Source organism: Maribacter algarum (ex Zhang et al. 2020), assembly GCF_005885635.1.
Lineage (GTDB): Bacteria > Bacteroidota > Bacteroidia > Flavobacteriales > Flavobacteriaceae > Maribacter_C > Maribacter_C algarum.
On the sequence record NZ_VATY01000002.1, the window covers coordinates 181,131 to 194,052 of the forward strand.

At 38.2% G+C, this 12,922-nt stretch carries 11 protein-coding genes; 8 read left to right on the forward strand and 3 right to left on the reverse strand.

The genetic code is table 11. From position 1 onward, the window contains the following. Positions 1–2: 2 nt before the first annotated feature. Both FEE95_RS09650 and dgoD read right to left on the reverse strand, forming a co-directional pair. Positions 3–1,166, reverse strand: a complete 1,164-nt coding sequence (locus FEE95_RS09650) for an SMP-30/gluconolactonase/LRE family protein (protein WP_238474547.1) — start codon at positions 1,164–1,166, stop codon at positions 3–5. Continuing rightward, positions 1,111–2,271, reverse strand: coding sequence for a galactonate dehydratase (dgoD, locus tag FEE95_RS09655; RefSeq protein WP_138657739.1), 1,161 nt, complete (start codon positions 2,269–2,271; stop codon positions 1,111–1,113). The genes FEE95_RS09650 and dgoD overlap by 56 nt, the downstream gene beginning before the upstream one ends. A 183-nt stretch (positions 2,272–2,454) precedes the next feature. On the opposite strand from dgoD, the gene FEE95_RS09660 reads away from it, so the two are divergent. Further along, positions 2,455–3,324 carry a 3-keto-disaccharide hydrolase gene (locus FEE95_RS09660; RefSeq protein ID WP_171037020.1) on the forward strand — a complete coding sequence of 290 codons (870 nt, stop codon included), beginning with the start codon at positions 2,455–2,457 and terminating at the stop codon, positions 3,322–3,324. Position 3,325: 1 nt separating this feature from the next. Here the strand turns inward: FEE95_RS09660 and FEE95_RS09665 are convergent, their stop codons facing one another. Beyond that, a complete protein-coding gene (locus FEE95_RS09665) occupies positions 3,326–4,210 on the reverse strand; it encodes a phytanoyl-CoA dioxygenase family protein (protein WP_138657741.1) in 885 nt (294 codons plus the stop codon). Between the two features lie 149 nt (positions 4,211–4,359). Between FEE95_RS09665 and FEE95_RS09670 the strand changes: the two genes are divergently transcribed. The 7 genes from FEE95_RS09670 (at position 4,360) to FEE95_RS09700 (ending at position 12,838) form a co-directional block, all read left to right on the forward strand. Then, positions 4,360–5,223, forward strand: coding sequence for an AraC family transcriptional regulator (locus tag FEE95_RS09670; protein ID WP_138657742.1), 864 nt, complete (start codon positions 4,360–4,362; stop codon positions 5,221–5,223). Between the two features lie 163 nt (positions 5,224–5,386). Continuing rightward, positions 5,387–6,940 carry an alpha-L-fucosidase gene (locus tag FEE95_RS09675; protein ID WP_138657743.1) on the forward strand — a complete coding sequence of 518 codons (1,554 nt, stop codon included), beginning with the start codon at positions 5,387–5,389 and terminating at the stop codon, positions 6,938–6,940. A gap of 145 nt (positions 6,941–7,085) precedes the next feature. Further along, positions 7,086–8,099, forward strand: coding sequence for a zinc-binding alcohol dehydrogenase family protein (locus FEE95_RS09680; protein ID WP_138657744.1), 1,014 nt, complete (start codon positions 7,086–7,088; stop codon positions 8,097–8,099). A 6-nt stretch (positions 8,100–8,105) separates the two neighbouring features. Continuing rightward, complete coding sequence (locus FEE95_RS09685; protein WP_138657745.1) at positions 8,106–9,758, forward strand: UxaA family hydrolase; 1,653 nt, start codon at positions 8,106–8,108, stop codon at positions 9,756–9,758. A 9-nt stretch (positions 9,759–9,767) separates the two neighbouring features. After that, entirely contained in the window at positions 9,768–11,216 is a 1,449-nt protein-coding gene (locus FEE95_RS09690) for a tagaturonate reductase (protein ID WP_138657746.1), read from the forward strand. A gap of 1 nt (position 11,217) precedes the next feature. Then, positions 11,218–12,045, forward strand: a complete 828-nt coding sequence (locus FEE95_RS09695; RefSeq protein WP_138657747.1) for an amidohydrolase family protein — start codon at positions 11,218–11,220, stop codon at positions 12,043–12,045. 1 nt (position 12,046) lies between these two features. Further along, the gene (locus FEE95_RS09700; RefSeq protein ID WP_138657748.1) at positions 12,047–12,838 is read left to right on the forward strand and encodes an SDR family oxidoreductase; all 792 of its coding nucleotides are present in this window, start codon (positions 12,047–12,049) and stop codon (positions 12,836–12,838) included. Positions 12,839–12,922: the final 84 nt, after the last annotated feature.

The following is a 12,922-nucleotide window of genomic DNA, read 5'->3' on the forward strand; positions in this document are numbered from 1 at the left end:
TGTTATTTCAGGGCAATTGAAATAATATGATCGTGGGCGGTCATATAAAGGGTCTTTTCATCTTTACCTAAAGCGCAATTTGCAGTAAGCTGACCTGTATGAACTCTAGCAAGGAGTTTACCGCTCATATTAAAAATTAATAACCCTTTAGGACCAGTTGCTAATACATAACCTAATTTGGTGATTTTTATGCCGTCAGGTAAACCTTGATACCCTTCTTTACTTAAAAAATGGTCTACATTATAGAAGATTTTTTTGTTTTCTACTTTACCAGGTGAAACGATTTCATATTCATAATAGGCCGCTTTTTCGATGTTAGAAACAGCTACAATTAATTTCTTTCCATCAGGAGAAATACATAGCCCATTTGGGTACTTTAGCGATTTATCCAATAGAACTAATTCCCCTGTTTTCAGTAAGCAGTATACCCCTTGAAAATCAAGTTCCTTATTAGGATCTTCCAGTAAGCCAGGTAGACCATATGGAGGGTCGGTGAAGTATAGATTGCCATCAGCATCAAAAGCACCGTCGTTAGGACTATTCAATCTTTTTCCTTCATAATTGTTTACTAGAATTTCATAGACCTCCTTTGGAGATGCCATCGGATTTTTCATTTTGCTAACAGCCCTATTACCATGTTGCATGAGCACTAGTTCTCCTTCGGCATTGACTAATAAACCATTCGAACCTGGTTCTGCTCCACTGTAAGCATCTCCTGAAAAACCGGAGGGATGCAAATAGGTAACCGTATCTCTTTGAGCATCTAATCTGAAAACCTTATTATTTGGAATATCCGAAAACAACAAATAATTACCATCTTTTACCCAAACAGGTCCCTCGGTCCAGGTGAAACCATTTGCCAATATTTTTATTTCCGTATCCTCATCAATAATATTAAGCGCTTTGTCATCAAGAATTTCAATAGCAAACAATGCCTTCATTTCTTCTTGAGAACGAGGTTGCCAATCCGTTCTTTGTTTTTTTAACTCATCTAGTGAGTATGTTATTTCATTACTCTCCTCATTTGATGCTTCTTCTTTTTTAACCTCTTTGCATGAATTTAAAAAGAGTATTGTAAGTGCTACTAGTACTAAATTCGTTTTCATAAATTTACCATTCATTAAAATTGCCGTCTTGGCCTCGCCAGATGGGGTTGCTCCAGTCATGACCAATCTTAGCACCTTCCTTTAGTTTTTCTTCGTTTATTTCTACACCTAATCCGGGTTTTTTAAATAAATCGACGTAGCCATCTGTAAGATCAAAGACTTCCGGGTTCAATACATAATCCAACAAGTCAAAACCCTGATTATAATGAATTCCAATACTGTTTTCTTGAATGATTGCGTTTGCCGAAACAAAATCTACCTGTAACGCAGATGCCAAAGATATAGGTCCTAAAGGACAATGCGGTGCTAAAGTGACATCATAGGATTCGGCCATAGTTGCTATTCTTCTCACCTCAGAAATACCACCTGCATGACTTAAATCGGGCTGAATGATATCAACAGTACCCTGTTCTAAAAGTGGTTTGAAATCCCATCGGGAGAACATTCGCTCACCCGTAGCAATTGGAATACTAGTGTAACTATAAATGTGCTTTAAGGCCTCATTGTTTTCACTCAATACAGGTTCTTCAATAAATAAGGGTTCAAATGGGGTCAATTCATCAATGAGACGTTTGACCATACCTTTATGTACTCTTCCATGAAAATCAAGCCCGATATCCAAATCATACCCGAATTCTTCTCGTAATAATTTAATATTGTTAGCAACGGTCTTGACATCTTTCATTGATGCTATCCAGTCCATGCCTCCGGTAGCATTCATTTTGACTGCTTTAAAACCCATTTTCACTTTCTCATATGCCTGCTCTAACACCACCTCAGGGTTATCACCGCCAATCCAGCAATACATTTTCATTTTATGACGTACAGCACCGCCAAGAAGCTCGTAAACGGGAACTCCTAAGGCTTTTCCTTTAATATCCCATAAGGCTTGGTCAATTCCTGAAATAGCGCTCATCAAGATTGGACCTCCTCGATAAAACCCACCTCGGTATAGTACTTGCCATATGTCTTCAATGTTATTTGCAGATTTTCCGTTGAGATATTTTCCCATCTCTTTAACACAGGCTTCAACGGTAGATGCCTTGCCTTCTACAACGGGTTCTCCCCATCCAATTATCCCTTCCCTGGTAGTGATTTTTAGAAATAGCCATCGTGGAGGTACTCTAAAAAGTTCAATTTTTTCAATGAGGAGTTCTTGCTTCATTTGTCTTTCGTGAATTCGTAAGGGTTTGAATGTATGAAAAAAGTGTTCTCTCGCAAAAAAACGTATTGCAAAAAGAACATATGTGCTACAAAAACGACTTTATGTTACCGCAGAATCGCTTGAATTATTGCAATTTGAGTTGGAATTAGCTGAGCATACTTCGAACAACATAAACTGTATATATTGAAGACAAAAACCATTTCCTTACTACTATTTCTAATTTTAATATTACCTATTTCAATAATTGCTCAGGATCTCAAATGGGAGTCGCTGCTGGACAAAAATCTTACCCAATGGGATGTTTTTATTGGAGTGCCCCATCATACAGTAAAAGGTTTGGAAGGAGTTCCAAAAGGGGATGGTATGGAGGGAACCCCAATAGGTTTGAACAATGACCCGCTAAATGTATTTTCCACCGTAGAGGAAAAAGGGGAAGTTGTTCTTCATGTAAGTGGCGAAATTTACGGGGGACTCACTTCAAAAACCATTTATGAAAACTATCATCTAAAATTAGACTTCAAATGGGGGGAGAAAAAGTGGGAACCAAGATTGAAAGATAAACGTGATAATGGTCTATTGTACCACTGCAATGGTGAGCATGCTGCTTTTTGGAATGTTTGGATGGAATCACAAGAATTCCAGATTCAAGAGGGAGATATGGGTGATTATTTTGGATTGGCCGGTGGTGTAAATACTATTCTAGTTAAAAAGAACGAAGAGAATTTTTTTGAGTATAACCCTGAAGGAGAAGTAATACGACTTGGTATTGGTTTGGAGGGAAAGAACATGTACCGGGGAGTGCGTAGAGGGAATTTTGAAAAACCAAATGGGGAATGGAATACCCTTGAACTTGTTTGCTACAATGGGAAATCATATCACATTGTGAATGGACAAATCGTAATGGTTCTAGAAAAGGCAGAACGCAAAACGGAAGAAGGTTATGCTCAAGTGACAAGAGGGAAACTACAGTTGCAATCAGAAGCGGCTGAAGCTTTTTATCGTAATATCAAGATTAAAAAAATCATCACCTTGCCTGATTTTTTAAAAGAGTAGTTTACACTCCTTCAAAAAGTAAAGGGAAAAATTTTCCTTCCATTTTATTTCCTTTTGAAATTGGTGGTACCCCAGCTAAAAGTTCATCATTTGTATTACTTACGGTACCATCGGCAAAAACGTTGAGCACAAAAGCCCTTCGGCTCATTTCAGATTTGTTTTCATATGAACCATGAACCATCAGAGGATGGTGAAAAGTTGCGTAGCCTTTATTCAATTCTATGGCAACTGGTTTTTTAAACATCTCTTTTTGTTCATCGTTAAGATATTCCATAAGGCCATCCATATCTCCGGCTAGGGAAGGAGCATCCAGCAACCCCCATTTATGACTTTTAGGTATATAATGTAAACACCCATTTTCAGTGGAGGCATCGTCTAAACCGGTCCAACAAGTCAAGTGTTGCATTGCAATGGTACGTGTCCAGTACGAATAATCTTGGTGCCATGCTACAACACCCCCGTGTTTGGCCGGTTTACAGAACAACTGGTCATGCCAAAAACGCACGGGCTTGTTCTCTAAAAGTTGATGAGCGGCCATCATGAACGCAGGATTCCATAATACATCATGAAAACCAGGAGTGATTCGCCAATGGCCTAAAGAATGGAATAAGACCGAATTCGGGTCTTCTGATTCATTACTATGAAATTCATAGAAAAGCTCATGTGCTGGGTGTTTTGGGTCTATGATTTCCGCTAGATCCTTTCGCAAAACTTCAACTTGATTTTCATTCAAGAGTTTGATACCTGATAAGTAACCAAATTCATGAAAATGAGCCACTTGCTCTTCTGATAATCGGTATTGATTCCATTCTTCTGAAGATTTAGGAAGTTTAAAGAGGTCAGTAACCATTTCATGGGTATCGGCGAAATCTTGTATTGCTGCCATAATGAATTCTTTTCTATGTTTTATATTTCAAAATTAGCTATTGCTTCGCATATTTTTTTATGCAATATTGCATTAATACTATCCTATTTTGACTATTCTAAGAATAAATAGATGTATTTTAATTAAATTTAAGCTATTATCATAAAATTATGAAAGCTCAATTAGAGAAAGTAATAAGTCCACCTCAGGGCTCCTTTAAATGCTTTACTTATAAAGGTGAAACATTTGATGCCCCATGGCATTTTCACCCCGAGTATGAGCTTACCTACATTTCAAAGAGTAATGGTATGCGTTATGTGGGCGATAGTGTTATGGAGTTTGAATCAGGAGATTTGGTACTACTAGGGTCTAACCTACCACATTGTTGGAAAAACACGGAGCATCAAAAAGAACTTGCTGAATCAATAGTTGTACAATGGGGAGAAAATATTTTAGGGACTGGATGGGTGGAAAAAGAGGAGTTTATGGCGATAAAAAACTTGCTTGAGGTATCGTTATTGGGTATTAAGTTTAATAAAAGGACTTCTATCGAGATTGGACCAAGGCTACAAAATATGACAAAGTGCCCTCCTTTTCAAAAAATGATTTCCCTTCTAGAAATCCTGAATATTTTGGCTAAGAAAGAAGATTTTGAGCTATTATCCCGTGATACTTTTAACCAGAAACTGAATCAAGACTCAAATCGAAAAATTGATTTAATCCAAAACTATGTGAATGATAATTTTCAAAACCAAATCACATTAAAAGAAATTTCAAATCTCGTTTTAATGAACGAGGAAACGTTTTGTAGGTTTTTCAAACGCACCTTCGGAAAATCTTTTTTTACTTTTCTGAATGAATATAAAATCAAGTTAGCGAGTAAGCAACTTATCGAAACGAACAAGCAAGTTTCTGAAATTGCTTTCTTATGTGGATACGAAAGTCTTCCTTTTTTCTACAGGCAGTTTAAAAAGTTTATGAATTGCACGCCCCTGGCATATCGAAAGAAATATGTTAGAGCATTTTCTTTTTAAAGACGTACTCGTTTATATATGAGATGACTAGCTTATTTGTTTTTTATGCAATAACCATATGTTGCATCTATAAGAACATTAGACGTTTCTGGTTTCCGATAAAAGTATCAATTTTGCGACAACGATTGGCGCTATATTACTAACATTAACCAACCTTCAATATATGATTTTTGTTAAAAGAATAATTGTTTTCCTTTTAATAGTCTCTGTATTTTCTTCTTGCGGAGATGAGACCAATAAGAAGATTGCAGAAAACAAAACCAATGATTCTATCCCTGTTTTCGAGGCGAATTGGGAATCCATCCTTAAAAATTACAAAGACCCAGAGTGGTTTAATCAGAAAAAATTTGGAATTTTTATCCATTGGGGAGTTTATTCTGTACCTGCCCATGGTTCGGAATGGTACCCGAGAAGAATGTATATGGATACCGCAACTTTTAGTGCACAATTGAAACTACAAAAAGAAGGTCCCAATGAAACTTATTTGTATCACCAAGAAAAGTGGGGTGATCAAAAAGAATTTGGTTATAAAGATTTCATTCCTATGTTCAAGGCCGAGAAGTTCGACCCTGTGGAATGGATTGATCTTTTTAAAAAAGCAGGGGCCAAATACGTTGTACCTGTTGCTGACCATCATGATGGATTTGCCATGTTCGACTCCAAGACTACCAAATGGAACGCTGTAAATATGGGCCCCAAAAGAGATGTTTTAGGAGAGCTTTTTAAAGAAGGTCGAAAGCAAGGTTTAATTATGGGAGCTTCATCTCATTATGCCTTTAATTGGTCTTTTTTCAATAAGAAAGATCACTTTGATACAGTTGATCCCGAGTTTTCGGATTTGTATTCCCCTAAAGGAAAAGATGTTACAGAGCCTGTTTCTGAAGAGTTCAAAAGAATGTGGTGGGATCGCACGACTGACCTAATCGATAACTATAAACCTGAAATTCTCTGGTTTGATTTTTATTTAGATATACCTGAGTATGAGGAATATCGTCCTAAAATAGCTGCTTACTATTACAATAAAGGTTTAGAGTGGGGCAAGGAAGTGGTTATCAATGATAAGAATTTGAATCATGAAGCGTTTCCGGAGGGAAGTGTGATTTATGATTTAGAACGAGGAAAACTACCCGGTATTCGAGAGCTTCCTTGGCAAACGGATACCTCTATTGGAAAGAGATCTTGGGGTTATGTTACGGATGAAGAACCTAAAACGGCCAACGAGTTGGTTGATGATTTAGTGGATATAGTGTCGAAAAACGGGAATCTTCTATTAAACATAGGGCCCAGGCCTGATGGAACAATTCCCGAAGATCAAAAAGAAACCTTATTGCAAATAGGTAGTTGGTTAGATATAAACGGAGAAGCTATTTACGATACCAAATACTGGAAAATTTTCGGCGAAGGACCAACGAAGCAAAAAGGAGGGTACATGTCCGAACACGATGTTCAAGGGTTTTTTACATCAAAAGATATTCGTTTTACACAAAAAGGAGATAAGCTATACGCCACTGTATTAGCTTGGCCTAAAGATGGTAAAGTTGATATACAAGCCCTGGGAAGTGCAAGTGAGCATGCAAAAGATATAGAAATTAAAGGTGTTCGACTATTAGGTAGTGATGCCAAAGTGAATTTTGTTCAAAAAGAAAAGGGATTGTTGATTACAAATATGGGTCCAAAAGTAGGGGACTTTGCCCATGTTCTAGAAATCAGTTTATAACCCCTTTAAAAAATAGTTAGTGCAATTTTAGTGTTTGAAAAGCGTGCCAAGGTCTGTCTACCCAATGGTGCGCTTTTTTATAACGATTTTCTGAAGTAAGGATAAAATCAAATACTTAAATTTAACTGCAATAAAAGAAACTACTGTGAAATATATAGTTTGTGAGAAACCAGGAGAATTCGTTCTTAAAGAAAAAGATTCCCCGAAGCGAAAAGAAGGTGAGGCTTTGTTAAAAGTTACTAAGGTGGGTATCTGTGGAACAGATTTACATGCCTTTGCTGGCAATCAAGCATTTTTTACCTACCCCAGAATTTTGGGTCATGAATTGGCTACCCGAATCGAAGCCATAGGTGAAAATAGCAAGGGACTCAAGCCTGGTGATAATGTGGTTGTTATGCCTTATTTAAGTTGTGGTAAATGTGTTGCTTGCAGAAATAGAAAAACCAATTGTTGTACGAGTTTGCAAGTTTTAGGTATTCACACCGATGGCGGAATGCAAGAATATATCACTGCACCTATCGATATTTTAATTCCCTCGAAAAACCTCACCGATAACCAAATGGCACTGGTTGAACCACTTGCCATTGGTGCTCATGCCGTTAGACGCGCTCAACTGAAACCAGAGGAAACAGTTGTCGTCATAGGTTGCGGACCGATAGGTTTAGGACTTATGAAATTTGTGCAGATTGCGGGTGCTAAGGTTATCGCCGTTGATATGAATCAACAAAGGCTTGATTATGCTAAGAAGACAATTGGTGTTGACCATGTGGTTTTGGCTGGCCATAAAGCGATTCAAAATATAAGCGATATAACTGATGGCGACATGGCTGCTGCTGTGTTTGATGCTACTGGGCATAAGGGAGCTTTGGAATCGGGACCTGATTACATGTCTCACGGAGGCAGATATATTTTAGTTGGGCTGTCAAAAGGAGAATTGACCTTTAAGCATCCGGCAATACATGCAAAAGAGACCTCTATTTTATGCAGCAGAAATGCCGCACTGGAAGATTTCGAACATGTAATTTCAGTTTTGGAAAGTGGTATTTTCCCTGTTGAATCTTTTATTACCCATAATGTAGACTATACTGATATGATTGCTAATTTTAATAGCTGGGTGAATCCCGCTACCGGCGTAATAAAGGCAACAGTGAATTTTTAATAGACCATGTCCAAACAATTTTTACAAATACATCCGAAAGACAATGTTCTGGCTGCTTTGCGCGATATTGATAAAGGAGATGTTGTTGATTTTCAAGGCAATTCTTTTAGTGCTATTGAACGTATTCCAGCAAAGCACAAATTTACTTTTCAAGATTTTTACCAAGGAGACGAAATCATTATGTATGGTGTTCTTGTTGGTGAGGCAACGAAGGCTATTGTCAAAGGTGGGCGAATTTCAATGGAAAATTGTGTTCATGCCTCCATGGAATATGGGGTAAGTTCAGAACAATTTATCTGGGAAGCGCCCAATGTAACAAAATGGAAAGATGCTACTTTCAAAGGCTATCACCGAGCTGATGGTAGCGTAGGTACGGCCAATAATTGGCTCATTATTCCCATGGTTTTTTGTGAAAATCGAAATGTTGAGGTTTTAAAGTCTGCTTTGCAAGAATCATTGGGGTATCATACTACAAACGATTTTGTGGTGGACACGGATGCATTGGTAAGTCAGTATAAAAATGGTGCGTCAACGGAAGATTTAATGAATTCTGAAATCATTCGGTCACCAGAAGAAATTAAGCAAAATAGAACTTTCCCTAATGTAGACGGGATCAAATTTTTGACCCACGATGGTGGCTGTGGCGGTTTTCGGCTTGACTCGGAAACACTTACAAGCCTATTAGCAGGTTATATAACAAACTCCAATGTAGCGGGAGCGACAATTTTGAGTTTGGGCTGTCAAAATGCCGAGGTGAAAAACTTGCTAGAAGGCATAAAGAAAAGGGATTCGAATTTCTCCAAGCCCCTATATGTGCTAGAACAACAAAAGAGTAAAAGCGAACGTCACTTCATTGAAGAAGCGGTCAAAAAGACTTTTTTAGGATTAATTGAGGCCAATAAAGTAGAACGTAAACCAGCTCCATTGTATCACTTGAACCTCGGTCTGGAATGTGGTGGTTCAGATGGTTTTTCGGGAATATCGGCTAATCCAGCTTTGGGCTATGCTTCTGACTTATTAGTTGCTTTAGGTGCTACAACGGTGTTGTCTGAATTTCCGGAGTTGAACGGGGTAGAGCAAGAGTTGATAAATAGATGCGAATCCCAAGAGAACAAGAAGAAATTTGCACGTCTGATGGATACCTATGCGGCCAGAGCGATTGCCCTAGGTTCGGCATTTAAAAACAATCCATCCCCTGGAAATATTAAAGATGGACTTATAACAGACGCAATGAAATCCGCTGGTGCCGCAAAGAAGGGCGGAACCTCTTTGATAACCGATGTTTTGGATTACACCGAAAAGTGCACCAAAAAAGGACTCAATCTTTTATGCACACCTGGCAATGATGTTGAAAGTACCACAGGACTGGCGGGCTCCGGTTGTAACATTATCTGCTTTACTACAGGATTAGGGACACCTACCGGAAATCCGGTTGCACCAGTTATCAAAATGTCTAGTAACAATATTCTGAGCGAAAAGATGAACGACATTATTGATTTCAATACCGGAACCATAATTACTGGTGAAGATACCATTAAGTCCAAAGGGGAGGAGCTTTTGGAGTATATAATTAAAGTGGCGAGTGGAGAAGAAATTCCTGCAGCTGTTCGATTGGGCCAAGACGATTTTATTCCTTGGAAACGTGGTATATCCCTTTAAAAAGAATTTATGCAAGAACTAAACAGACAAACCACAAGCACTCCTAAAAATTTGCCTTTAAAAGTGATGCAATTTGGTGGAGGTAATTTTCTTCGTGCTTTTGTAGATTGGATGGTTCAGGTTCTAAATCAAGAAACAGATTTCAAAGGAGGAGTTGTTGTAATTAAGCCTACTGTACGAGGTGATTACCAAGTTCTAAAATCCCAAGATGGTTTATTTACAGTGGTTTTAGATGGGATTAGAAACGGTGAATTGGTTGCTGAGAGAACCTTGGTTGATTGTGTTCAAGATGTTATCAACCCCTATTCTGAATGGGATACCTATTTGGAACTGGCAAAAAATCCTGAAATCCGATTCATAGTTTCCAATACTACTGAAGCAGGTATCAAATTCGATGTAGCAGATACATTTGAAGATAATCCTCCGAAAGAATTTCCAGCCAAATTGACCATTTGGCTTTACCACCGTTTTCAGCATTTTGGTAATGATAAGACCAAAGGATGCATCTTATTGCCTTGTGAGCTTATCGAGGATAATGGCACAACTTTAAAATCCGTTATATTGAAGTATGCTGAGCATTGGAACCTTGAAAGGGACTTCGTGAATTGGATATATACTGCAAATCACTTTTGCGATACCTTGGTGGATAGAATCGTTTCAGGCTACCCAAATGACAGAGCTGAAGAGATTCGATCGGAAATGGGTTATGAAGATGCTTTGTTGGTGGCTGGTGAATATTATCATAGCTGGGTGATTCGAGGACCTGAGTTGGTGCAGAACGAACTTCCTTTCAAACTTACAGATTTGAATGTTGAATTTGTTAAGGATTTGGTTTCTTACCGAGAGATGAAAGTCCGTATTTTAAATGGAGCACATACAGCAATGGTTCCTGTTGGTTACCTAGGAGGGCTAAGACTGGTAAACGAAGTAATGGATGACACTGTAGTTTGTGATTTCGTGGAATCACTGTTGATGAATGAAGTGGCCAAAACATTAGACTTTCCTGATAGGGTCTTAAACAAGTTCGTCCAAGATGTTCTAGACCGATTTCGCAACCCATTATTGAAGCATCAATTGATTAGCATTTCACTAAATAGCACTTCGAAATTCTTTGCTCGCTTGCTACCGACTTTAACGGATTATTATGTAACTCAAGGAAGTCTTCCCAAGCGAATCGTATTTGGACTTTCAGCACTAATTTGTTTTTATAAGGGGGAGTTCGGGGGAAAGAGAATTAATCTAAAAGACGACCCTAAAGTATTAAATTTCTTCGCTTCGAATTGGAAAGAATACGAAAGTAATAAATTGAAAATAAATATATTAGTTGGAATTATATTGAGTAATACTTCTATATGGGGAAAAGACTTAACTAGGTTCGAAGGCCTCGTTGAGACGGTCTCTGAAAATATTATTTCAATTGAAGATAATGGCGTACTGGCAACCTTAAAAAAATTATAGGATGACAATTGATTCACACCAACATTTTTGGAAATATGAGCCCATCAAGCACGAATGGATTGATGATTCGATGTCTGTAATCAGAAGAGATTTCCTTCCATCTGATTTAATCGAAGTTTACAAGGCAAATGGAATTGATGGTTGTGTGGCGGTGCAAGCTGATCAAACACTCGTTGAAACAGATTTCCTATTGGATTTAGCAAAAGAAAATGCTTTCATCAAAGGAGTTGTAGGTTGGGCGGATTTAAGGTCCGAAAATATAGATGCTTTATTAGAAGAGTACCACTCTAATCAAAAATTGAAAGGATGGCGTCATATTGTTCAAGGTGAAGCGGACCATAATTTTTTGTTGCGCCCAGATTTCTTAAGGGGTATTTCTTATTTGGAGAAATACGATTATGCGTATGATATTTTGATTTTTCCTCATCAATTAGGGGCTACTTTGGAATTTGTAAAACAGTTTCCACATCAAAAATTTGTAATCGACCATATTGCAAAGCCTTGCATCAAAGACGGATTCTTTGAAGGTTGGGCCGTGTTAATGAAAGAAATTGCCAAACACGAGAATGTAAGCTGTAAAATTTCCGGGATGATTACTGAAGCCGATTTTGATTCATGGAAGCCAACGGAAATTACACCGTATATGGATTTGGTTTTGAGTGCTTTCGGTGCTGATAGATTGATGTTTGGCTCCGATTGGCCCGTTTGTTTGGTAGCCGGAAACTATGGCGATGTTAAAGGTTTGGTCACTGACTTTATAAGTGGATTGTCGGAAAACGAGCAAAAAGCAATAATGGGAGATAATGCCCTAAAATTTTATAATTTATAGGATGGATTTAGGATTAAAAGATAAGGTCGTCGTTGTAACGGGAGCTGCCGGTGTCAAAGGTAGTATTGGGGAAACCATCGTACAGTCACTTGCGAATGAAGGAGCTATTCCTGTTATTGTTTGTAGAAATGACCGTGGTTATGGGTATGAAGAAGAACTTCAAAAGCGGGGAATCGATGCTATTTTTGTTAAGACCGATTTGTCTAAGCCAGACGAAATAAAGGCCGCTGCTGAAAGAATAGGTGAGAAGTATGGAAGAATCGATGCTTTAATCAATAATGTAGGTGTTAATGATGGGGCCGGACTTGATGCTTCCATGAAAGATTTTATGTATTCGTTACAACTGAATTTGGTGAGCTTTTTTGCCATGACCAAATATTGTCTTCCTTATATCACAAAAGCTAAAGGTAACATTCTGAATATTGGTTCAAAAGTTGGACTAACCGGACAAGGAGGAACTTCGGGCTATGCCGCATCGAAGGGAGGAGTTCTTGGTTTGACGCGAGAGTGGGCCGTAGATTTGATTAAGGAGGGGATACGTTCAAATGCTATCATCATTGCTGAGAGTTGGACACCATCATACGACACATGGATAAAGTCTATACCCAACGGTGAAGAAAAATTAAAAGCTATTACCAAAAAAATTCCGTTAGGAAATCGAATGACGACCCCAGAGGAAATAGCCGATGTTTGTCTGTTTACAATTTCTGAAAAATCTTCCCATACTACGGGGCAGTTTATTACTGTTGATGGAGGCTATGTTCACTTAGATCGGGCCTTATTGACGGAATAGGCCATATGTTTCTGTTTTTCAAACATTCTGCTCTTATCACGAGCTGTATATTTTATAAATTGTAAGGATAATCCAACCCACTTT